The organism is Enterobacter sp. R-25 (assembly GCF_049913205.1).
GTDB classification, from domain to species: Bacteria; Pseudomonadota; Gammaproteobacteria; order Enterobacterales; family Enterobacteriaceae; genus Enterobacter; species Enterobacter ludwigii.
The window spans coordinates 2,984,624-3,007,103 of record NZ_CP183982.1 but is presented as its reverse complement, the minus strand read 5'-3'; the positions used below and the strand labels follow the sequence as shown (position 1 = coordinate 3,007,103).

Genomic DNA, 22,480 nt, shown 5'->3' with positions numbered 1-22,480 from the left:
ACGTGAGGGCATCCCTATGAAGAAGCGTTTTTCCGACGAACAGATCATCAGTATTCTCCGTGAGGCTGACGCCGGGGTTTCTGCCCGGGAACTCTGCCAAAAGCATGCTATTTCAGACGCCACTTTCTACACCTGGCGCAAGAAGTTTGGTGGCATGGAAGTTCCTGAGGTAAAGCGGCTTAAGTCGCTTGAAAAGGAGAACGCCCGACTCAAGAAGTTACTTGCCGAAGCTATGCTGGATAAGGAGGCGCTTCAGGTGGCTCTTGGGCGAAAGTACTGACGACGGACCAGAAGCGGGAAGCCGTGGTGGTGATGTGTGATGCGACCGGTCTGTCGCAACGTCGTGCCTGCAGGCTTACAGGTTTGTCTCTGTCGACCTGCCGTTATGATGCTCAGCGTCCATCTTCTGATGCGCATTTATCAGGGTGTATCACTGAGCTGGCGCTTGAACGCCGACGTTTTGGTTATCGGCGCATCTGGCAGCTACTGCGTCGGGAGGGTCTTCACGTCAATCATAAGCGGGTATACCGCATTTACCACCTTAATGGACTGAACGTCAAACGCAGACGACGCCGTAAAGGGCTGGCGACCGAACGGTTTCCGCTTCTGCGCCCGGATGCACCGAACCTGACCTGGTCGATGGATTTTGTTATGGACGCATTGACCAACAGTCGCAGGTTCAAGTGCCTGACCTGCGTGGATGATTTCACGAAGGAGTGCCTGACGATTACCGCCGCATTCGGGATTTCAGGCGTGCAGGTCACGCGTATTCTGGACAGTATCGCGCTGTTTAGGGGTTATCCGACGACAATAAGAACCGATCAGAACCCGGAATTTACCTGCCGCGCGCTCGATCAATGGGCCTTTGAGCATGGTGTGGAACTACGGCTTATCCAGCCAGGTAAGCCAACGCAGAACGGATTTATTGAGAGTTTTAACGGACGCTTTCGCGATGAGTGTCTGAATGAATACTGGTTCAGCGATATTCTTCATGCCCGGAAAACGATTAATGACTGGCGGCAGGATTATAACGAGTGTCGGCCACATTCGGCACTGAATTATCAGACGCCATCAGAGTTTGCAGCACGGTGGCGAAATGGAAAATGTGAAGGTAAACAAACCGACATTACTAACTGACGGTTGTAGCTAATACTGGGGGCAGGTCACCTGCACCGTAAAACGCCCGACCTGCGGATCGTAATAACGGAACAGATTATTGTGTAATCCCGTTTCACTGTCGGCATAGCGCAATGGCTGATGAGCGAGGGCTGTTTGAAAATCATCCTCAACAAAAGAATTAAGTTAGAATAATGGCTTTCACGAATGTCATGAAATGATTACAAGTTATTGCCCTCGCGAGACTAACGTCTGTTCATATCCTCAGTTAATTTCTGGTGAAGATGGTGCTGAAAATAGTTTAATACAGCCTGCAACCCTTAAAAATAGTGTGCAGGCTGTCTGGATAAATGTCAGAAATCTAAAAAATCATCATTCTCAAGGTAATAGTTTAAAGCATCAATAAAATCTTGATTACTGGCAGAAGGTTTTTGTTCGATTACTGATAAGATTACATCAGCAAACTGCTCACCAGAATAAATATATGATAAACCTCTGCTAGCCGCATCTTGCGGATAGACTTCTTTATCGTTTTCATCTACCTGTGGATAACCGGAGACAAAATATTCTTTTTCTCCGAATAACTCTCCGTCTGAGCCATAAATGCAAAAATTATCATCTTCGCAACGCGATTTAACCATGATGTCAATTATATCTTTCAATTTCATATGGTTACCTTTAATCGACATACTATCCCCTTTTTATTTAGGTTTAGCTACAAATTTTTCTACCAGTAGGACCATCAAGCTTACCTTGTCGTCCAGGTTTTCCACCACCCCATATGTCACGTCCACCTTTACCAGTTGGATGATATAAAGAATGATTAGATCTGTGGTCTGCTCTGTCGACCAGAGTCAGTCTGTTTATATCTTCATGATGATGCCAGGTTAATCCCGAAGGACTTCTGCTCATATCCCCATCTTTGAGCCAGTCATTTAGTTTTGGATATCTGTTGAGCATATCTTGGCGAAATTCCGGATTCGTCTCCATTTTCTGAACAAAATCCACATTAGCTCTGTTGAACTGGACAGCATCACTGGAATATCGATATTGAGGGTCAAGTGAATAATCATGAAAAATATGATATTCACCATTATTTGGCCTGTTAGCTAACCCCCACGGATCAATCCAACCCAGCGGATTCGGTGCATACTGATAAAGATTCCAGCCTCCCAGTAATCCAATCGGGTCCTGCACCGTAAACCGCCCAACCTTCGGATCGTAATAACGGAACATATTATAGTGTAATCCCGTTTCACTGTCTGCGTACTGCCCGGCATAGCGCAGTGGCTGATGAGCGAGGGCAGTTTGCTGCGTGAATCTGTGGAAGCCTTCCGTCTGTCGTGCAACCTCACCAAAACTCTCGTAATGACCGCTCCACCGGAGTTGTCCCTGTTCATCAGTGATATCCAGCGGTGCACCGTTCAGATCGGTTGTGAACCAGAGAACCTCTCCGCTGGTTTCGTCACGCAAATGGTCAATACGCGCCAGCGGGCTGTATGTTTCGTTCGGGTCGTAAACATATGTCTGACATTGTCCGTTCTGCTGCTGTTCCTGCAACAGCCGGTATCCCTGCCACAGAAAGCGGGTCTTTGTGGTGCCGTGTGGCATGGTGACCGTTTTGCGTGTGCGGCGGCCCAGGGCGTCATAATGGTAGCGGGCGGTAAAATTGCCTTCTGGTCCATTGCCCCCGGCCCGTATCAGGCGGTTTTCCGCGTCGTATACATAATGCTGTTCATACAGACCACTTCGGCGAAAGACCAGGTTACCCCACCAGTCGTATTTCATAAACAGGTTCTGCCAGTGCGTGAGGCGGTTATCCCTCAGCGACAGGGCAGGAAGGTCATCATCCGGCAGCAGGTTATCCGCAGCGTCGTACCGGAACCTCCTGTTACTGTGGTCCGGACGGGCTTCGTAGTGCCTGAGAAAACGGCCTTCCTCATCATAGCCGTAAATTGTGTTGCCACGCAGGGTGTCACTGACGTCTGACAATTCTCCATGCCCGGTGTAGTTGAAGGCGCGTTCGAAGATTGTCTGTTCCGGCAGGTCGGGTGAGAAACTGCGCTGCCCGGTACGTCTGCCGAGACTGTCATACCGGCGGGTCTGTTCACGGGTTCCCTGAGTGCGGGCCACTTCCCTGTGAAGGCGGTCGCGTCTAAATTCAGAGATGATTTGCTGACCGAACCGGATGGCACTGACGTGTCCGGAACCGTAATGCAGCCAGCTTATCTGCTGGCCGCCGGGCAGGGTCAGCGCAGTGAGATTACCCAGAACGTTATACGCAGAATGCAGTTCACCGTTGACTCCCTGCTCAGCGAGCAGGTTTCCTGCCGCGTCAAAGGTAAACTGAATTTCATCTTCTTCGATTCCCAGCGCCATGCCATCGGCGGTTGGCTTGCGGGTCAGGCCGGTAAGCTGCCCGCTGTTTTTACGCTGGTAATGGTACTGAGCATCGCGGGTAGTGCGTGTGGTCAGCAGGCCGCTGCTGTCATAGCTGAAATGCTGAGCGCGTCGTGGGATGCCGCCATCAACGTCTGGTCTGCCGTTTTCCATCAGCGTGGTGAGCAGTCCACGTTCATTCCATTCCATCTGCCGGGATGTATCGTCCGGGCGGACTTCGCTCAGTGGGTGGCCTGTCGGGTCATATGTAAAACGATACTCGCCACCGTTGCCGTTTTCCAGACGCAGCAGATTGCCTCTCGGGTCATAGTGCCAGCGGCGGGTTCGTCCCGTGCGGTCGGTAACGCTTTCTGGCAGTCCAAGCGCGGAATACTGCCAGCGAACCTCACTTTCCAGCGGGTCACGCCAGGCAGTGAGCTGTCCGTGCGCGTTCCACCGCAGCGTTTCCTGACTGCCATCGGCACGAATAACGGCGGTGAGCTGGCCTGCATCGTTCCATTCGCGGCGAGTGAGGTTGCCTTCTGCATCTTCACTGTTCAGGAGCTGACCGAAGCGGTCATAGGTAAAGCGGGTCACGCTGCCGGAGCAGTCGGTGCGTTGCGTCAGCAGCCCCTGACGGTTCCACACCAGCAGCACGTCACCACCACTGGCATCGGTGATGCGGTCAGGCAGCGTTTCTTCTTCATCAGGGTAGTGAAACGTGGTGGTGTGATTCAGTGCATCGGTTTCCGACAGCAGGCGACCGTTCAGGTCATACACAGACTGAGTGGCTGTTGAATCCGGGAAAACCGTGCGGGCGATTCGGTCAGTATTACGGAACCAGTAATACGCTGTGGTGCGCCCTGCCGGGTCGGTCTCTGACGTGAGGCGGCCATAACGGTCCCACTGGCTGCGCCGCATGGCTCCGTCAGGCAGGATAACTTCGCACAACTCCCCATCACGACAGACGAAGCCGGTCTGGCGACCGTCATAATCGGTGAAACGTGCAACATTATCATCGTCGTCAACCAGCCAGTGTGCCTGTGCGCCATCCTCGCGGGTGGCGCAGCGGGTGCCGTTTTCAAAATCGTAATCAAAAGTAAGCTGCTCACCCGCGCTGTTGCGGTAAGCCAGCACGCGGGGCAGTCCGTCAAGGCTCTGCCAGAGATACTCGTTCAGCAGACCGTTGCTGTCCTCATGGCTGCGCAGTAAATCCGTACCGTCCCCGTCGTCATACCAGCTGAAACGGCGGCGTACCTGACCGCCACGTCCGGTGACGCTAATCAGCCGGGCCTTGTCATCATAATCGTAGCTGACCAGACAAATCTCATCGTCCAGCGAGGCTCCGGCAAGGCGAACCTGTCCGCTGACGGTCTGATAACGGCAGACCACGCGCTGTCCGGCGCTGTCGGTGAGCGCATGCAGCATGTGGTCGTCGTTCCAGTCAAAAAGAATATCGTTACCACAGGGTTCGGTGAGTCGCAGCGGCATGGAAGGGGAATCGTCCCGCAGGGATGAGTAATGCCAGCGTTCGCCGCCGATGTCATACACTGACCAGGTATCATCCTGATGGTGTTCCAGCCAGCGTTTTTCAGTTTCGCAGAAGGTACGCTTCCCTTTCGGCACGAGAGGAAATGACACGTAATCGCCGGACGGTGCACGCCACACCAGCCCGTCCTGATATTTTTCCAGTCGCGTTTCCCAGAAAAGTGACCAGCCACGGCCCAGTACGCTGTCGCCGGGATTGCCACTGCGCCAGTAACGCTGCCAGACAACCGGCAGACGGGACGGTAATACAAAGTCCAGATCGTCATCACCGGACAGGAATTTCTGCCCACTGACGATATCAACCGGGCGGGCGATGATGCCCACGGCGGCGGCGCTGGTCATCAGCACGCCAGCGCGGCAGGCGACGCGGGCCAGTTTGTTGATACCCGGGATTTTACTGAACAGTCTTCCCAGCGCACCGACTTTGCCTGCCGCTCCGCCCGCTCCACCAAGCAGTCCGGCAAATAACAGTGTCAGGTCAGAGGCTTTATAGAGCCATTCTGGCACCTCTGACTGTATCGGCAGTGTCTGTTCCGCCTCACCGCCGATAATCACATCTGCTGAACCGGTCATGACCTTTCCACCACAAGTGGTCTGATCGCCGAGACGGGCAGCAGGCAGGCCATTGATGTAAACCTGTGAGGATCCTTCGGCCATCTGATGCGAGCCAGCATCCCTGGCGCATTCCACCATGCTTTCGGTGGCAAGGGCGGCAGGTCTGCCATTAATGAACACGTTATGCGAGCCGGTGGCAATAACGCCTTCCTTCCCCATACTGGCGACCCCGGCATCCGCAATGCTGTCTCTGGCCTTCGTTGCCAGTTCGCCAGTAGCATATCCTACTGCCAGACTGGCCCCGACCAGAAGCACACCAATACCCAGACATGACGCACCGATACCGGCAATCATCAATGCCCCGGCGGCGATACCTCCAACTGCGGCAATCAGTCCACCGACAATCGTCCCGGCAATCATCCCTGCCAGCGCATGAGAATGGCCAATATCATCACCCACGCGTGCCGCTTCAAACATAACAACGTTCCTTAATTGTCAGGTGTTAAAAGAAAAGCTGGCAAGCAGCGCATGGAACTGTTGACTGTCTCCGTCCGTCAGTATCGCGGTGCAGGACACAGTGAACACCAGAATATGGTTTGCAGACGTGTTAAATACCGCCTGTTGCTGGAAGACCCGTTTACCGTCACGCAGATAGCTGGCATGCACACATTCACCCTGTAAAAGGTTATTGCCGAGCTCAGCTGGCACCCGTTCCGTTTGATTCCAGCCTTTCAGATGCTTCTGCATCAGCGTTAACTGCCGGTCAATATAGTCCGGCAGGCTTTCACCCTCATTCAGGTTGTCGCGGGAGATGTTAAAAGCAGGCTTATTCTCACCGGGAAGGGTGAAGAGATTAACGGTACGATCCTGATAGTGATCAGGAAGGGTGATGTGGCCTTCGGTAAAAACACAGAGAGGGAGATTTTCAGACATTAAGCAGCTTCCGTATGCATCAGGACGGTTTAAGTGTGCCACAGGGGCATAAAGCTTGCTATATGAAAGGTCGCTTTTCCCCATGTCAGGCATATGTCTATAAATAAGTACCCGTCAGGAAACAGTCAAAACCAGCAGAGGGCTACTTTCGATGTGCAAAATCAGTTAATTTAGCTCACATTTCATTAACTTATTGATCTGTTATATCGATCGATAAATGTATATTTTTAGCGCTGGGATCAACTCCTGATGCTAAAAGCTTTTTGGCTTCGTCGCGGCGTTGCCTTGCGCCTGCCAGAGAAACGGCAGGGTAGACACCTATGGAAAACACCTTTTGTTTCGCTTCAAAGCGATAACCCAACTGCCAGTACGTTGAACCGTTAGGATGTACCAGAAGGTAGAGGCCGAACCCATCAGTGAGCTTAACGGGCTTTTCAGCGGGTTTAGCATTTTTACTTTGGTATCAGTAAGTGGCATGGCGGTTACCCCTGGATGCTGGTAAAAGAAAAACCGAACCAGCTTTACCAGCATTTTTACCAGCAAAAGGGTGTAGCTTCGAGAGTTTTTTACTAGACGTGAGTAGACAAGCTAGAAGGATTAACCAATTGATAGAAAGCAAAAAACCAGACGTCAGTAGACATCTGGTTTCTTTAAATTGGCTCCTCTGACTGGACTCGAACCAGTGACATACGGATTAACAGTCCGCCGTTCTACCGACTGAACTACAGAGGAATCGTGTGAACGAGGCGCATAGTATCGACCTCAGTTCGTCTTGTCAAAGGGGGAAAACGCACTTTTCGTTCGTTTGCCGACAATTTCAGCAAATCGCTGATTTTATAGCAAATTTGTGCTGAAATTACACAGCAAATTGCGCCGCCCGCAGGCGGCGCGCAGGATTAGAACAGTACGGAGTAGTTCAGACCAAACGTACGGCCACGGCCTTTATAAGTATACAGACCTGGTGCACCGTAGGTTGGGCTATACAGCCCCGGCGCACGCTGACCCCAGGCGGTGGTGTAGTCTTTGTCCAGCACGTTTTCCACGCTGAAGCTGACTTTACCCACCGGCAGGTCGTAGCTGCCCAGGAAGTCGACCGTGTTATAGCCATCGATCTTCTTACCGTCGGCATCAGACACGTCAAAGGTCTGCGTACTCTGCACGCGCAGGGTCCAGTCGCCCGGTGCCCAGTTGACCCAGGCGCTGGCTTTCGACGGGCTGGCGCTGTCTACCGTCAGCTTCTCCCATTTGCCGTTTTCGCGGGTTTCAGACTTAATGGCGTTAAAGTTCGCGCCGGTGCTCCAGTCGCTGTCGGTGAAGAAATAGTCCACCTGGCCTTCAATCCCGTAGATACGACGTTTGTCGTCTTCGAGGTTGATGGTCATGTCCGTCTTGTTGATGGTGATGGTTTTATCCGAGAGCGAGTAGTACGCCGCAACCTGCGTGCGCAGGTTATCGCCGGTGTAGCGCCAGCCCAGCTCATACGCGTTAACCTTAATGCCGTCCAGCGTCGAGTCGTTCACGTTCACGCTGTTCAGCAGGCGATAGTGCCCGTCGACAAGCTGGTAGGTACCGGAGCCGTAGTACTTCGCCAGGTCCGGAATTTCAAAGCCCTGGGAGAAGTTAAACCACAGCTGCTGCTGTTCGGTCAGACGGCCAAGGATCCCGGCGTTGAACAGGAAATTGTTGTAATTGGTTTTCCCGCCCGGTACCGCATCAGCCGATGTGGCTTTCCCGTTAGCGATGGCCTGTTGCTGGGTATAACCTACGAAGTCATCCACCTTGTTTTCGGTGTACTGATAGCGCACGCCGCCGCTCAGGGTAATGGCATCAATGTCGTAGCTGGCCTGCAGGAACGGGGCGAGGTTGGTAATGCTGTAACCCGGGTAACGGCCCACGTTATAGGCGTTCTCCAGATCCATGCCGCCGCTTGCTGCCGCTTTATCCAGGTTGAAGAACTGCTGGTTAGCGTCGAAGGTTTCGTGGTCAGCATCCACACCCCAGGTCAGCGTTAAATCATCCATCGGTTTGCTGTTCAGCGTCAGCTTGCCGCCGTAAAAATCGGTTTTCTGCTGCGACGCACCGATGCTGCTCACCACGCCTTTGGTCAGTGTCGGGAACGGGTAGTAGGTCAGGCTTTCGTCACGATAGTAAATCTGTGCGACCAGATCCTGGCCCCAGAAATCGGTGTTGGAGTACTGCAGGTTAATCAGATGCCGCTCTGTGCCCGGCAGGCGGTCAGAGTTCAGGTTGCCTTTATTGTAGGCTTTGGCATCACCCGTAACCGCGGAGAAGTTTTCCCCAAGGAACAGGCCATGCTTCCCGTCGGACTCGCTCTTGTAGTATTGCGTCGTAAGCTGCAGCTGCTGGTGATCGTCGATGTTGAGGGTGCCTGTTCCCATCACATCCAGACGGTCGGAATATTGTAATCCGGTCTGGGTGTTATCAATAATCACCTCGTTACCTTTGCCGTCGTACCAGCCGCCGTAGCGCTGATACGATACTGACAACCGGCCAGAGGCATTGTCGTTGCCGCCGCTCACCGCGGCTGACACGTTCTCATCGTGATCGTTATGGCTGTTAAAGCCACTCTTTGCTCCGGTCTGGAACTCCACTTCGGTATCAGGCTGGCCTTTTTTGGTCACGATATTCACCAGACCGCCGGTACTGCCGCCGCCGTAGAGGGACGTGGCGCCGGAGATCACTTCGATACGGTCAATGTTGAACGGATCGATGGAGTCGAGCTGGCGGCTGTCGCTGCGGGACGAGTTAAGACGCACGCCATCCACCATCACCATCATCGAGCGGCCGCGCAGGTTCATACCGTAGTTGGTGCGGCCCTGGCTGCTGACGTCCATGCCCGGGATCAACTGCGCCAGCACCTCTTTAATCTCTTTTCCACCCTGAACCTGCTGTTCAATCTCAGCACGCTCAATAACCCAGGTAGTCTGCGCCATCTCCGCCACGCTGCGGTGCGCGCGGCTGGCGGAGACAACAATATTTTCTTCCTTTTGTTCTTCCGCCCACGCAGAGGTAGAAAGCATTGCAAGCAAGCAAGGATTTAAAACCCAAAGATGAGAACGTTTCATTGTTATGTAGTTCCTGAATGTGTGTGTCAGTACTCGGTGGTTCTTGCTAAGGATTGATAAACCTGGCTGCTGTCCGGGCGGGGAGTGCTACGCCAGTGGATCACGCCAGGGGTGGTGGCCAGCTCAAACGGCTCGTCGTCGTGCGCGCGATTCAGAATTCGCGCGGCGCGCCAGGCCATCAGGCTGAGCTGGGGTTCGGCAATGCCAAGACGGTGCATCCCGGCATTCACGGCGAACAGGCGGTTGCTCTGCGGACCGTCCCATTCAAGGGTGAAATCATTGTTGATGCAGAAGGTTTCGTCGGCGTCCAGACGCAGGCGATGGGAGAGCGGTGCCAGAAACGCAGGCTGCACGGTGCGATAGCCGGTCGCGAAAATCACCACGTCGGTATCGAGTTGTTCACGGCCGCCGTCAAGGTGATGCTGTAACGTCAGGCGCTTGCCGTTCTCCTGCTGCGCGATCGCGGTGACCGAGCGAGAGGGCAGGAGGTGTGCCCACGGTTTTTCCCGCAGCACTTCGAAGCGGTGATACATGGCGCGATAAATCGCCAGCAGAGACTCCGTGGTGATGCCGTCGGAGGTCATCTTCTGTTCGTGCAGCATCTGACGACGCGCCTCTTCGCCAAGCGTGGAGAAGCTGTCTACATATTCCGGCGTGAAATACTCGTTGGCGAAAGCCGCTTCATCCAGCGCGTTATAATTGTTGCGTCGGGAAACCCAGTTCAGGCTCAGTGGCTGACCCCACTCCCCGCGGAAGATATTCAGAAACAGATCTGCACCACTCTGACCTCCGCCGACGACGGTGACGCGCTTGCCCGCTAAGTCCGGCGTGCGCAGCATCATCTCGCTGGCGTGGAAGCAGCTGTCATCCTGCGCCGGAGCGCAGTCAGGCAGGTTAATCTGTTTGCCAATTCCCACGCAGACGTGACGCGCCAGGAAGCGATCGCGTTGAGTCACCACGTCGAACAGACCGTTTTTTTCATCAAAACTGACCTGCTGTACCTGCTGGCTGAAGGACAGGTTGGTGAGGTTTTCCGCGGCCCAGCACAGGTAATCGGCAAACTCTTCGCGAGAAACGGTACGCTGCTCGGTGGTCAGAAAACGATAGAACTTTTTACGCTGCACCAGATAGTTAAGAAAACTGTGGCGATTGGTGGGCTCCACGGCGCTCACCAGATCTTTCAGGAAGCTGGTTTGCATATGGCAGTCCGGCACCATCATGCCAGGGTGCCAGGAGAAATGCGGCTTGCGTTCAAGAAACAGCGAACTAAAACCGTCCAGTCCTTCAGCTAATGCGGCGATGCTGAGGTTAAACGGGCCAATACCAATGCCGATGAAATCATACGTTTTCATTGCGCTGACTCCTGGGAGACCAGAAAAAGAGGGTTATCAAGATCGGTGACATAGTTCGGCAACATGCGGCTGCCGCCGTCGTGTTCGGAGAAGGTCAGTTTGACCGGGTTGAGGATCACGCGAATAATTTGCGGCTTAAACAGATCAAACTTCGCAAAGCGTTCGGCGAGATCGGGATGCGCGGCCATATAGCGGCGCAATACCTCGGCCAGGATCTGGTAGAAACGGGTTTCGCTGACGCCGCTGTGCAGGGTAAGGCGTGAAATAAACCGCAGCACCGTGACAAAGTTACCGGTTTGCAGATCGTGAATGATGTAATCCGCACTCAGGCGCGCCGTGACGGACTTCACCTGTTCAGGCAGGCTTGCTGCCTGCGGGAAATCTTCATCCACCAGGCGCATGTCCCCCTGGAAATCTTTCAACAGGATGCGTTGCGGGATGGCGTCTTTCATCACCAGCGTCACGTTCTGGCCGTGGGCGATAAGCGCCACGCCGTAGCGGCAGAGCAGGTGATAGAAGGGGATGACCGTCGCGTCAAAGAGCTTTTCCAGCCAGGCTTCAGCGGTCAAACCGGATTGGGCGATCCATGCGTCAATCAAGGGGCGTCCGGCGTTATCGCTCTCCATCAACGCAGCCATCAGCACCGCTTCTTCACCCTGCTGAAGATAACAGGACGGATTTTCGCGCCAGATAACTCCCAGCATCTCCTGATAACGGTAAGGCGCTTTCGGCAGCGCGGCGTAACCCGGGTGGGAAAGATACCCGGCCGCGGGCTCGCCAAGCACCTGCGCGCCACAGCGAATAAGCGTGGCATCGCTGGCGAACTGCTGCTGTAACCAGCGTGAGGCCAGCGGGCCAGCGGCAATGTACTTACCCGGAATACCGCGATAGCAGGAGGTGTTGTAAATGGTCAGCGGCAGCTTGATGTCAAACGGCACACGGCGGCTGGCATTGGTGAGGGTACGCAACGATTGCTGCGCCAGGTACTCGTCGCCAAACTCGCCCAGCTCAACCATTTCGCCGCGCGCGAGTTGCGCCAGGAAATGGACAGCAATCTTTTGTTGCCACTGCCACGGATGCAGCGGCACGGGCAGCCAGTTATCATCAAGATCCAGCGCCTGCCAGCGGGCATCAAACCGGGCGCGCTCGGCGTTATCCATGGCGCTCGCCAGCAGGGTATTGATATCGCAATCAACATCGCTGCTCCAGACCAGGTGCGCACGTTGCACGGCGACCCAGTGCAGGCGAAAACGGCCACGGTATTCCGGGGCATACTGGCGTAGCGCATCCAGCCCCCAGCCGCGCCGTCCCTTGTTAAAGATAAACTTAGGATGGCCGCTCATCAGGCACTGTAATTCGTCCGGGTCGAGATGAATGAGCGCGTCAGCATCCAGCGTTTCGCGCGCCTGTAACAGCTGAATATCACCCCGCAGCGTGGCATAGAGATCTTCCAGATGCTCCGCGGTCTGCGCGTCGCTCATCTCCAGTACCGTCGCAAGCTGCAGCAGTGCAGTTTCTGCGTCCACGGCGTTACCGCTGACGGTGGTCAGGCTCTCGGGGTCGATATGCAGCCAGCCCCAGATCCCGCGCGTGGCCTGGAACTGCCAGGTCTCCGCGCCCATGGTGATTTGCCAGCGATTGTCTGCCAGCTGCCGGGCGCTCAGGGTGCGTTCATATTCCAGCTCGGCGAGGATCTTCGCCACCATGTCGCGGTTCACTTTCTGCCAGTACACGTTCACAGTCCCACCTCGCTGAAGAAGCGGTGACGCTGGTTCATGATGAGGCGCGAGCGTTTATGCGGGAAGTCGAACTCTTTTACGGTTTCGAAACCGGCAGACGAAAGATGGCGGAACAGGCGCTGGTTGTCGAAACGCGGCTCGGCAACGATGCGTGTTGTGCGTGGCTCATCCAGCCACAGATAATGGCTCAGACCGCGCAGCCAGCTGCGGATATACTGCGCGCCGCGCCAGTTTTCTTCCCCAACCAGCATGTGCAGGCCGCGGTCAAACGGCTGCCAGCGATAGTGACGACCAATACGGTCTTCCGCCGCCCAGTAAATTTCAAAGTAGCCGAACGGCTGGTCATCAAAGCAGCCGATAAGCGGATAACAATAGGTCGAGTCGAGCTGACGGCGCAGGTAATTTTCCTGCTCCGCCTGCGGGCCGGCCATCTCCCAGAAGGCGTTAACACGCGGGGTGTTCATCCAGCGGGTGAAACGTTCGCCGTCCTGCGCCACATCGGCCACGCGGAAACTCAGGGTGCGTTTAATCTGCGGGTCGTAACGGCGATAGACTTCGCCTTGCGGACGGTGAGGGCGCAGCGGGAAGTAAAGCTGACGGCTTTCATCGAACTGCATGCCGCCGTGGTTCTGGGGCCGTTCTCCCTGCAGCCACAGGGGTAACTGCCAGAACGTTTCGCGCGCCAGATAATCTCCGCTGGCAAGCGTAAACAGCACCTGCGCCTGCGGTTCATCCTGCCAGGCAGACCAGGGGAGCGTGACGCCGGTCAGTGCCGGCGCGCCGATAAACAGCTGATCCAGCGCGTCGACTAACCAGCCTTCCGGGATACCATTCACGCGCTCAAGCACTGCGCTGCCGTCGAGACCTAACGTCAGGGGCAGAGCGTTCTCCGTTGCGGTGCAGCGAAAGCCATAGCCAGAATGGGCGATATTCGCGTTTGCCATCACGCCTTCTCCTTGTAAAACGGGTTGCTAAAGTCGAAATAGATCACTGCCGGATCGGCGATGGTGTTTTCGTTGCGATCGTGCAGATAGCAGAAAAAGTTGCCTTTACAGTTCCAGGTTGGGCTGTCGAGCACGTAGTCGAGGCAGCGGGTCTGTTTCGCTGTTTTGCGTAATTCGGCCAGTGCGTCACGCACCTGCTCCATCAGGCTCTCTTCGCTGTCGAAACCGGCGGCGGCGAGGGCGGCAGTCACGGCAAGCGTTGAGTTCAGCAGCAGGTAGTAGGGGAAGTAGCGCAGCAGCTGGCTTTCGCCAAAACGGTTTTCCACATCATGTTCACCCGCCTCTTTTAGCCATTCATCGGCGCCTTCAGTCCAGGCGCTGCCCTGACAATCGCGGTAGATCAGCCCGACGGGGAAATCCTGCTGCATCTCAACGAGGATATTTTGCTGGTGCGCCAGCAGAACCAGGCCGTAATCCGCTTCCACGCTAAACAGCGGAAGTAAGACGCGATCGCAATACGCCTGCACCCAGCAGCGCGCAGCCTCGGCAAGGGGTAAATCCAGGCGCTGGCTCAGACGACGTACCGCCGCAACCAGCAGACTGTCACCTCCGTCCGGTGCCGCCTGCGTCAGGCTCACCAGTACGTTGGTCTGGTTGTCTGGCGTCTCGAACAGCAGGTTCACGCGCAGGGCCATCAGGCTCTCTTCCTGGATGACGCCATTTTCATCACGCAGCCCCGCCCAGCCGTCTTCCTGCATAACACGCAGGGTCGGGTAGCGTGCCTGTAAGGTCTGCCAGCGCGCTGTCTTAGCCAGACGCGCCAGGCGCATACCGCGTTTAACCTCTTTCACTGACAGCGTGCGCACGGAGTTGGTCAGGCGCACGCTGAGGGAAAACTTGATCATGTCGCTGTTGGTTTCGCTGTAGAGCGAGCGCGAGGAGCTGGTGGGCAGCCACTGCGCGCCCGCTTCGCCCAAATCCTGCAGGTCGCCGTTAGCCACAAGACGCTGGCACCAGGCCTGACCCAGCAAATGCTCGGCCTGCCACGGATGCATCGGCAGCAGCCAGCAGGTATCGGTGAAGTGACCGAGGAGCTCAGGGGCGCTCTGCGCTGCGAAGCGCAGCAGGCGTTCGCGAAGAGAGACGGCCAGGCTGTCGCCGGCAATCAATTCACGCTTAACCGCAAACCAGCGCAGCGGGAAGCGGGAGGCAAAATCAGGCAAATAACGGCGCGCTTCACTTTCGTTAAACGGCTCGTGAGATTTGGGGGCCGGGTGAAACGCATGGCCCACCAGCAGCGCCTGTTCTGCTTGCGCAAAATTCAGCGGTTTGTCACGCAGGGTTGCCCAGTTGTGGCGCAAATCGATGGCCTGCCAGGTGTGGGCATGGCTTTCAAGGGCGCGTTGCTTAAAGCGAGCCAGCGTTTCGGTATCGAGTGAGCCTTTAACTGAAGGTTTTTCCAGAATTAAGTCAATCAGTTGCGTGAAAGTGACGGCGTCACCGCTGTCGCTGTCGCGCTGGATAAGCGTCGCCGGAAAGTGATACTGATGATGCTGAGTCGGAGAGAAATAGCGTACCGGAACCCGAATGGCCTGGGTTGAAGAGAGCGGAATATGAATCTGCGATAGCTCATCCGCAACGGTAGCGGGGAGATAGCGCCAGTCCTTCGTTTCACGCAACAGGGCGTTCAAAAAACACTGGGCCGCAACGTCTGTACCGGCGGAGCGGGGCAGAGTACGCATAGGTGTACCTCATTCCATGATTGATAATAATTATCGTTATGATATGCATTCTGTTTACAGTCGCAACTATTTTTGCAATATTTGTTTTCATAAACTTCATGATTTCCACACATTTATTGACACTATGTTCACATTCTCATGCGCACTTACCCTGAAACACTGACGGAAAACCTCACCCCGAAAGCGAACTGGCCACTGGCGTTATGCGCCGGATTGTTAGGTATTGGGCAAAACGGTTTGCTGGTCATGCTGCCGCAACTGGTCACCCTGACCGGGTTATCGCTCTCCGTCTGGGCGGGGCTGTTAATGTTCGGCTCCATGCTCTTTTTACCCGCATCGCCGTGGTGGGGACGCCAGAGCGAGCGACACGGCTGCAAGGTCGTGATGCTGGCCTCGCTAAGTGGCTATCTGGCGAGTTTTGTCGTGATGGCGCTGGTGGTCTGGGCGATGGCAAGCGGGATGATGAGTGCTGTCTGGGGGCTGGCGGGCCTGATCCTCTCGCGTACGCTGTACGGCCTGACCGTCTCAGGGCTGGTGCCCGCGGCTCAGACATGGGCCATCCAGCGCGCGGGTCTGGATAAACGCATGGCCGCGCTGGCGACCATAAGCTCCGGCCTCAGCTGCGGTCGTCTGCTGGGGCCGCCGCTGGCGGCGATGATGCTTAGTATCAATCCGGTGGCTCCCCTCTGGTTGATGGCGATTGCACCGTTTATTGCTCTCCTGCTGGTCCTTCGAGAGGTCGCCGATCCGCCGCTGCCGCCGGTCGCGCATCAGGCGACGCGTGTGCAGGTTTCAATGCTGCCGTACCTTGTGCTGGCGTTGCTTCTGGCCGCACTGGTGAGCCTGATGCAGCTTGGCCTGTCACCGCATCTCAGCCCTCTGCTGGACGGTAACCCGCGAGAGGTGAGCCATCATGTCGCGCTGCTGCTGAGCCTGGCCGCGCTGGCAACGCTCGCTGCGCAATTTCTGGTGGTCCGTCCGCAGCATTTCAGCCCGGTGACATTGCTCTGCCTGGCCGCGGTACTGATGGTGACGGGACTGGGGCTAATGTGTATTGCCGGTCTGGTGTTGTTCTACGTGGGGATTGTTATGACGTCGCTGGGAGCCGCCATGGCGACGCCGGGATACCAGCTGCTGCTGAATGAACGGCTGACCACCGGAAAAGGGGCGGGAGTGATTGCCACCAGCCACACGCTGGGCTACGGCCTGAGTGCGCTGCTGGTGCCTGTCGTCACGCGTTTATTCGGCGAGGTATTTTTAACGCAGGCCGCCTGGGTGATGGCGCTGATGTTTCTGGTGATGAGCCTATGGGTACGGGCGGTCAATCGTACCCATGTCGACCCGTCTTAATGGAGCTGGTGAGATGAATTGCCGGCAGGATCCTCATTTTGCCGCAGACGCAGCAGAGGGTCTTGCTGATAAAACTGACAGAACCGTTGCCAGAGGGCCGGGAAACGGGGGGCGAAAAGCTCAGGCGCGCTAAAGAAATATTCTGACAGTACCGCAAAGCACTCCGCAGGATCGGTTGCCGCATAGGCATCGATGCTGGCGGCACTTTCGCCCACCAGATCTATCTCATCCTGGATATTATCCATTGCCGCATGCAGATCGTGTTCCCAACCTGCAACCTCACGAAGCGGGATCAGCGGTACACCGCTGGCACGATCCCCGTTGCGGGTATCCAGCTTATGCGCCACTTCGTGAATGATCAGGTTAAAGCCTGATGCGTCGAACGAGTCCTGAATATCAAGCCAGTTCAGAATGATCGGTCCTTGCTGCCAGCTTTGCCCGGACTGCACCACCCGCTGGTTATGCACCAGGCCGAAATCGTCCTGCCATTCATCGTCCACCACAAACGGTGCTGGGTAGATGAGTACTTCATGGAAGCCATCCAGCCACTCAATACCGAGTTCCAGTACCGGCAGACAGAAAAGCAGGGCGATACGCGCGTTTTTCAGGGGATCCAGCTCGAAACCCTGCAGCGGAACCAGACGTTTTTGCTGCAAAAAGCGATCCGCCAGTTGAACCAGTTTTGATTGTTCATCTGGCTGAAGATTAGCCAGAACAGGGATCGCCAGCGCTTCATCCCACGGCAGCGCCATATTTCGGCCAGCGTCATTCGTTTTCCAGGGCCACTTAATCATCGCTTTGCTCGCAAACTCGTCACTTGAACAAAAGGGGAAGGTAAGGTTCTGTTAAAATGCCAGACATTCGGTCATTGCTTCAATTCCAGCCTGGATAAACTATCACTTCGTACGTAACGGTGGATAGCGGTTTGCTGGTATCACCTTCATTTTGTGAACTCAGTCGAAGCCTAATCTTATGACACTTACCCCATTATGGTCAGCGTGAAAACCAACTCCTTAAGGGATTTCGGCGCTTCACCGGTTGCGGCAGGACAATAAGCCGCTATTATTTTTGACTTTCGTTCGTATTGCCAGACAGGACATTCAGACGCTATGCCCGTAAATTTTGACCTTAACGATCTTTATGCTTTCAGAGCGTTAGTGGAATACGGCAACTTTCGGGTTGCTGCTGAATCTATCTGTTTGTCCCCGTCAGCACTGAGCCGCAGGATTGAAAAACTGGAGGTGGCGCTGGGAGCGAAGCTGTTTGACCGGACCACCCGCCACGTGGCTCTGACATTGTACGGGCAGAACTTTGCTGAACGTTCAGCGCAGTTGCTCGATAACGTTGAGTCCATGCTGGCTGATATTGATAAAGTGAGTGAAGAGCGGACCGGGCTGATTACCGTCGCTACGGTACCGTCTGCGGCCTATTACTTTATGCCGGATGTCATTCGTCGCTTTCAGTCCCGTTATCCGCGTGTCCGGATTAAGCTCATCGACAGCAGCGCGGGGAATGTCATTGATGCGGTTGCCCGTAGCCAGGCGGATTTCGGGATCTGTTTCGCCGGGAGTTTGCCCTCTGAAATCGAGTTTTTCCCCCTTGTGGAAGATAGCTATGTCGCCGCGTGCAGGCGCGATCACCCTCTGGCAAAAAAGACTCACCTGACGTGGCAGGCGTTTTATCAGCAGGACTATATCATCCTCGACAAAACGTCAGGCAACCGTAACCTGCTCGACCGGATGCTGGGGGATATCGTGCCTGCGCGTCCCAGCGTTTGCGAAACGCGCCATGTGACCACGATGCTCGGTATGGTAGAGGCGGGCATCGGCATTGCTGCCGTGCCCGCCATGTCGATGCCGACGTCAGAGCACTCGCTACTGACGTCTGTCCCGCTCGTGGCGCCGGAGGTGAAACGCACTGTGGGGCTTATCCGACGCCGGGGGCGTATCCAGTCTTACATTGCGGCTGAACTGGAAAAACACATTACTGAGCAGTACCGCGGGACGTGACGGGGCTCATCCCCGTGTCGCGAATCACGGCGCTGGACTGTGTCGAGGAAAGGTAATCCAGCAGCGCTTTCCCTTCGCCAGGATGGTCGGCGTGGCGGGTCACGGCACCAGCAAAGCGGGTGATGTATTGCAGGTTGTCCGGGAGTTTGCCAATAAACGTCACTCCCGGAATCGGCAGCAGTTCGCTGACCTGCTGGAAACCTACCGCGTATTTCCCTTTCGCCACTTCTTCGGCGACGGGGGTGCGCTCAACCTTCGTTGCTTTACCCATCACCTCTTTTTCAATCCCCAGCGTTTTGAACAGCGTCTGGCTGACGTATCTGCCGCTGGCGCTGTCGGAGTAGGCGATGGACTCCGCCTGAAGCAGCGTATGGCGAAGTTTCGCCTCGTTACTGATATCCGGGACGTCTGCGCCTTTTTTTACCACCATACCGACAGGGGAGTCCGCAAGTTCCGTGCGCGAGCCTGGCTGAGTCAGGTTGTCCTTTTCAAGTGTTGCCAGCGCATCGCCCACCATGATCACCACGTCGGCTTTTTCCCCGCGCGCAAGCCGGTTAGGAATTGCCTGCGGAGTCGTTCCCATAGACGGGCCGGGAATGAGCACAATGTTATCTCCGGTCTGGCGTTCATATTCCGGTGCCAGCTTTTCAAGGGCGGCTTTAAAACCGCCTGAGATCATGACCGTCACCTCTTTCGCTGAGGCACTGAAGCTCAGGACGGTCAGTATCAACGCGCTGGTGGTCAGTCGAGGAATCAGTCTCATGCCGCCCCCTCTGATTTCACGGTATTTTGCAGCGTCACTGCACGACGACGGTACAGGTAGAGCGTTGCCAGCAGGGCGCACACCGCGGCGAAACTCATCCAGTAGCCGGGAGAGGCTTTATCCCCGGTATATTCAATCAGCGCGGTAGACATTACCGGCGTGAACCCTCCAAATACCGCCGTTGCCAGACTGTAGGCCAGGGAGAACCCCGCTACCCGAACTTCAGAAGGCATGATCTCCGTGAGCGCCGGGATCATCGCACCGTTGTACAGGCCATAGAGGAAAGAGAGCCACAGCAGGACGCTCAGCATCATTGAGAAGCTCGGTGCCTGCGCCAGCAGCGTCAGTGCCGGGTAGCTCGTCGCCAGAGCCAGCAGCGTCATGGCGATAAGCACCGGTTTACGCCCAAAGCGGTCCGACAGCGCACCGCCTACCGGCAGCCAGATAAAGTTGGAAATTGCCACCAGAAGCGTGACCAGCAGGCTGTCCGAAGCGCTGAGCATCAGCACTTTTTTCCCGAAAGTCGGCGCGTAAACGGTGATCAGATAAAAGGCCGTGGTGGTCATTGCCACCATCAGCATGCCGGCAATGACCACCTGCCAGTTACCGAGCAGGGTTTTAAAGACCTGATGCATCTCCAGATGATGGCGGCGTGCGTTGAACTCCTCTGTCTCTTCCAGCTTGCGGCGCAGGAAAAAGATAAACGGTACGATTAAACAACCGACCAGGAACGGGATACGCCAGCCCCATTCACGAATGGCGCTCTCTGCCATCAGCGCATTCAGCGCAAAACCCATGGCTGCCGCAACCATAATCGCGACCTGCTGGCTGCCAGACTGCCAGCTGGTGTAAAAACCTTTGCGGCCGGGCGTGGCAATTTCTGCCAGATAGACCGATACGCCACCCAGCTCCGCTCCGGCAGAAAACCCCTGCAACAGTCGGCCAGTCAGAACCAGTAACGGTGCCCACAGACCTATGCTGTGATAAGACGGAATAAGCACGATCAGGAAGGTACCCGCCGCCATAATCGACAGGGTCACGATGAGTCCTTTTCTGCGCCCAACCTTGTCGATATAGGCACCCAGTACGATTGCCCCGATGGGGCGCATTAAAAATCCTGCGCCGAAGACGGCAAACGTCATCATCAGGGAAGCAAATTCACTGCTCGCCGGGAAAAAGGTGTGCGCGATGTAGGTCGCATAAAAGCCGAAGAGAAAGAAGTCGAATTGCTCGAGAAAGTTGCCGGACGTCACGCGAAGTATCGCGCCCGCTTTCGAGCGAACGGTTGCAGGTGAGGTTGAGGAAAACATGGTTATCTCCAGTTTATTGTTGACGTTTTGCTCGTCTGTTTCTGAAAACTGGATCAAGAACCCCAAATTTATAAGCGCAATTAATACATGGACTGATGCATTTAACGCATCAATAGCGCGTGGTCGCTCGGGAGTGATTGCTGTAACAACAACTTAACAATTAATTGATTTTTTATTCACCCGTTTGGGTAAGTCACTGATATTGCCGTTTTGTGACATCGCGCAGAGGCATCCTTGTTTGCAGAGAATACAAAAGCCAGGCGATGCCTGGCTGTTAACTATCACTTACCGCGACTTACCGCAACGCGTTGGCAATCGCACTGAACATCAGTGAGGCTTCCAGCGGCTGTGCGCTAAACGACGGTTCGGCCTGCGGCCAGGTGGACCACTGAACGATCACCAGATTTTCCGCCTGGTTTACCATGATCATCTGCCCAAAGATCCCCAGCGCCCAGAGCGAGCCTTTCAGCGACTCATTCGCCGCGGGCACCACCTTCGTGGCCGTGACGGGCACTTCGTTGTTCCACCACTGATAGCCGTACAAGCCGGTCGGGTGTGCGTCAGAGACAGAGCCATCAGCCTGCGTCCAGCGTGAGGCGTCTTTCACCCAGTTGTCGGGGAGGATCTGTTTACCGTTCGGTAGTGTGCCGTTATGCAGGATAAATTCCCCGAAGCGTCCCCAGTCTTCCAGCGTGGCGTTAAAGCCATGCGCGCCGACATCATGCTGACCTTTACGGTAGGCATGCCATACACCGTCGCTCGCCATGCCGTACGGCTGCCAGATGCTCTTCTCAAGATAGGCGGCCAGGGTCATGCCCGTTGCACGCTCAAGCACGTCACCCAACAGCCAGGCGCCACCGGAGGAGTAAGACCAGTGCTGGCCTGCCGGGTGTTCGCGTTTTAGCCCGGACACCAGCTTACGCACGCAGTCATAGGTGCCTGGTTTCGCTTCGCACTCGGTGAGCTGCGCGAAATCGGAGGCGGGATTAGTGTAGTCTTCGTTCCATGCCACGCCGGAGGTGTGGGTGATCAGCTGTTTTAACGTCACGCCGTCCCAGGCGGTGCCTTTCAGGTCTGGCTCGTATTGCGTGACCAGGTCGTCGAGTGAGCGAATTTTTCCCTCTTTGAGAGCCACGCCAGCCAGCGTTGAGACCACGGATTTCCCGACCGAACGGGAGGTCCAGAGCGTCGTATCCGTATTGCCTTCGCCGAGATATTTCCACGCGATTTTGCCGTCTTTCAGTACCAGCATGCCGCTCACGTTCTGACGTTTCAGGTAGTCCTGCAGGTTATAGGTCTTGCCGTTGACCTGATAGCGGGCGTCAGTGAGCGGTTTCTCTGCGCTGAGCAGCGGCGTGGCGTTGCCGTGATGGAACACATCTCCCGCGTAGTTGCGGTAGTCATTTCGAAAGCCGACCACGCGATCCGCCTGGCTCCAGGTGAGCATCTTGTGCGTGTCAGGAAGCTGTTTGTCGAACGGAGCAGGGCAGGTGTTCAGGTCAGTACCGTCGCAGGCCGCCAGCGCGACAGGCGCAAACAGAGCGCTGCACAGGCTAATTACAACGCCTGCCAGCAGCGTGCGGTTCAGTGAAGGATAATTCATCATTTTTCTCGCTGTGATTAGGAACGCCTTCAGTTTAAGAACCCGCGACTT

General features: G+C 55.6%; 15 protein-coding genes, 1 tRNA gene and 1 pseudogene. 3 read left to right on the top strand and 14 right to left on the bottom strand.

Annotated features, from left to right (window positions below):
* Positions 1 to 16: 16 nt before the first annotated feature.
* Positions 17 to 1,137, top strand: a protein-coding gene (locus ACN9MQ_RS14430) for an IS3 family transposase (protein ID WP_426020954.1) whose coding sequence is annotated in 2 segments (ribosomal slippage) — positions 17 to 275 and positions 275 to 1,137 — 1,122 coding nt in all. Because the reading frame shifts where the segments join, the coding sequence is not laid out codon by codon here.
* Between the two features lie 332 nt (positions 1,138 to 1,469).
* Here ACN9MQ_RS14430 and ACN9MQ_RS14425 read toward each other — a convergent pair.
* From ACN9MQ_RS14425 to ACN9MQ_RS14380, 10 genes and pseudogenes are all read right to left on the bottom strand, one after another.
* Positions 1,470 to 1,805, bottom strand: coding sequence for a DUF7716 domain-containing protein (locus ACN9MQ_RS14425; protein WP_020883305.1), 336 nt, complete (start codon positions 1,803 to 1,805; stop codon positions 1,470 to 1,472).
* Positions 1,806 to 1,827: 22 nt separating this feature from the next.
* Positions 1,828 to 6,075 (bottom strand): RHS repeat-associated core domain-containing protein, encoded by a 4,248-nt coding sequence (locus ACN9MQ_RS14420; protein ID WP_426020955.1) that lies wholly within the window; start codon positions 6,073 to 6,075, stop codon positions 1,828 to 1,830.
* Between the two features lie 18 nt (positions 6,076 to 6,093).
* Positions 6,094 to 6,531 (bottom strand): DcrB-related protein, encoded by a 438-nt coding sequence (locus tag ACN9MQ_RS14415; RefSeq protein WP_148576258.1) that lies wholly within the window; start codon positions 6,529 to 6,531, stop codon positions 6,094 to 6,096.
* Positions 6,532 to 6,757: 226 nt separating this feature from the next.
* Positions 6,758 to 7,008, bottom strand: a pseudogene (locus ACN9MQ_RS14410) (Arm DNA-binding domain-containing protein); the annotation flags it as partial.
* 179 nt (positions 7,009 to 7,187) lie between these two features.
* Positions 7,188 to 7,263 (bottom strand) — tRNA-Asn (locus tag ACN9MQ_RS14405).
* 164 nt (positions 7,264 to 7,427) lie between these two features.
* Positions 7,428 to 9,617, bottom strand: coding sequence for a TonB-dependent siderophore receptor (locus ACN9MQ_RS14400; RefSeq protein ID WP_014170770.1), 2,190 nt, complete (start codon positions 9,615 to 9,617; stop codon positions 7,428 to 7,430).
* 26 nt (positions 9,618 to 9,643) lie between these two features.
* On the bottom strand, positions 9,644 to 10,969 hold the full coding sequence (locus tag ACN9MQ_RS14395) for a lysine N(6)-hydroxylase/L-ornithine N(5)-oxygenase family protein (protein WP_020883310.1): 1,326 nt from the start codon (positions 10,967 to 10,969) through the stop codon (positions 9,644 to 9,646).
* The gene (iucC, locus tag ACN9MQ_RS14390; RefSeq protein ID WP_426020956.1) at positions 10,966 to 12,708 is read right to left on the bottom strand and encodes an aerobactin synthase IucC; all 1,743 of its coding nucleotides are present in this window, start codon (positions 12,706 to 12,708) and stop codon (positions 10,966 to 10,968) included. The genes ACN9MQ_RS14395 and iucC overlap by 4 nt, the downstream gene beginning before the upstream one ends.
* Positions 12,705 to 13,652, bottom strand: a complete 948-nt coding sequence (locus ACN9MQ_RS14385; protein WP_426020957.1) for a GNAT family N-acetyltransferase — start codon at positions 13,650 to 13,652, stop codon at positions 12,705 to 12,707. The genes iucC and ACN9MQ_RS14385 overlap by 4 nt, the downstream gene beginning before the upstream one ends.
* The gene (locus tag ACN9MQ_RS14380; protein WP_426020958.1) at positions 13,652 to 15,394 is read right to left on the bottom strand and encodes an IucA/IucC family protein; all 1,743 of its coding nucleotides are present in this window, start codon (positions 15,392 to 15,394) and stop codon (positions 13,652 to 13,654) included. The genes ACN9MQ_RS14385 and ACN9MQ_RS14380 overlap by 1 nt, the downstream gene beginning before the upstream one ends.
* 138 nt (positions 15,395 to 15,532) lie before the next feature.
* Here ACN9MQ_RS14380 and ACN9MQ_RS14375 point away from each other — a divergent pair, with 138 nt between their 5' ends.
* Positions 15,533 to 16,744: an MFS transporter gene (locus ACN9MQ_RS14375; RefSeq protein WP_333097846.1), complete on the top strand. Its 1,212-nt coding sequence runs from the start codon at positions 15,533 to 15,535 to the stop codon at positions 16,742 to 16,744.
* On the opposite strand, the gene mtfA is transcribed toward ACN9MQ_RS14375, so the two are convergent.
* Positions 16,741 to 17,538 (bottom strand): DgsA anti-repressor MtfA, encoded by a 798-nt coding sequence (gene mtfA / locus ACN9MQ_RS14370; protein WP_014170764.1) that lies wholly within the window; start codon positions 17,536 to 17,538, stop codon positions 16,741 to 16,743. The genes ACN9MQ_RS14375 and mtfA overlap by 4 nt on opposite strands.
* Before the next feature lie 315 nt (positions 17,539 to 17,853).
* Here mtfA and ACN9MQ_RS14365 point away from each other — a divergent pair, with 315 nt between their 5' ends.
* The gene (locus tag ACN9MQ_RS14365) at positions 17,854 to 18,753 is read left to right on the top strand and encodes a LysR family transcriptional regulator (protein ID WP_078774570.1); all 900 of its coding nucleotides are present in this window, start codon (positions 17,854 to 17,856) and stop codon (positions 18,751 to 18,753) included.
* Here the strand turns inward: ACN9MQ_RS14365 and ACN9MQ_RS14360 are convergent.
* The 3 genes from ACN9MQ_RS14360 to ACN9MQ_RS14350 all read right to left on the bottom strand — a co-directional run bounded on the left by ACN9MQ_RS14360 (position 18,728) and on the right by ACN9MQ_RS14350 (position 22,429).
* Positions 18,728 to 19,516 carry a substrate-binding domain-containing protein gene (locus ACN9MQ_RS14360; RefSeq protein ID WP_252452597.1) on the bottom strand — a complete coding sequence of 263 codons (789 nt, stop codon included), beginning with the start codon at positions 19,514 to 19,516 and terminating at the stop codon, positions 18,728 to 18,730. The two genes, ACN9MQ_RS14365 and ACN9MQ_RS14360, sit on opposite strands and share 26 nt — an antisense overlap.
* Entirely contained in the window at positions 19,513 to 20,826 is a 1,314-nt protein-coding gene (locus ACN9MQ_RS14355) for an MFS transporter (protein WP_032680672.1), read from the bottom strand. Before ACN9MQ_RS14355 ends, ACN9MQ_RS14360 begins: the two co-directional genes overlap by 4 nt.
* Positions 20,827 to 21,121: 295 nt before the next feature.
* On the bottom strand, positions 21,122 to 22,429 hold the full coding sequence (locus ACN9MQ_RS14350) for a serine hydrolase domain-containing protein (RefSeq protein ID WP_426021111.1): 1,308 nt from the start codon (positions 22,427 to 22,429) through the stop codon (positions 21,122 to 21,124).
* Positions 22,430 to 22,480 lie beyond the last annotated feature (51 nt).

Coding starts and splice junctions, on each gene's coding strand:
- ACN9MQ_RS14425 (WP_020883305.1), bottom strand. CDS start 1,805: ATGTCGATTAAAGGTAACCATATGAAATTGAAAGATATAATTGACATC.
- ACN9MQ_RS14420 (WP_426020955.1), bottom strand. CDS start 6,075: ATGTTTGAAGCGGCACGCGTGGGTGATGATATTGGCCATTCTCATGCG.
- ACN9MQ_RS14415 (WP_148576258.1), bottom strand. CDS start 6,531: ATGTCTGAAAATCTCCCTCTCTGTGTTTTTACCGAAGGCCACATCACC.
- ACN9MQ_RS14400 (WP_014170770.1), bottom strand. CDS start 9,617: ATGAAACGTTCTCATCTTTGGGTTTTAAATCCTTGCTTGCTTGCAATG.
- ACN9MQ_RS14395 (WP_020883310.1), bottom strand. CDS start 10,969: ATGAAAACGTATGATTTCATCGGCATTGGTATTGGCCCGTTTAACCTC.
- ACN9MQ_RS14385 (WP_426020957.1), bottom strand. CDS start 13,652: ATGGCAAACGCGAATATCGCCCATTCTGGCTATGGCTTTCGCTGCACC.
- ACN9MQ_RS14380 (WP_426020958.1), bottom strand. CDS start 15,394: ATGCGTACTCTGCCCCGCTCCGCCGGTACAGACGTTGCGGCCCAGTGT.
- ACN9MQ_RS14375 (WP_333097846.1), top strand. CDS start 15,533: ATGCGCACTTACCCTGAAACACTGACGGAAAACCTCACCCCGAAAGCG.
- mtfA (WP_014170764.1), bottom strand. CDS start 17,538: ATGATTAAGTGGCCCTGGAAAACGAATGACGCTGGCCGAAATATGGCG.
- ACN9MQ_RS14365 (WP_078774570.1), top strand. CDS start 17,854: ATGCCCGTAAATTTTGACCTTAACGATCTTTATGCTTTCAGAGCGTTA.
- ACN9MQ_RS14360 (WP_252452597.1), bottom strand. CDS start 19,516: ATGAGACTGATTCCTCGACTGACCACCAGCGCGTTGATACTGACCGTC.
- ACN9MQ_RS14355 (WP_032680672.1), bottom strand. CDS start 20,826: ATGTTTTCCTCAACCTCACCTGCAACCGTTCGCTCGAAAGCGGGCGCG.
- ACN9MQ_RS14350 (WP_426021111.1), bottom strand. CDS start 22,429: ATGAATTATCCTTCACTGAACCGCACGCTGCTGGCAGGCGTTGTAATT.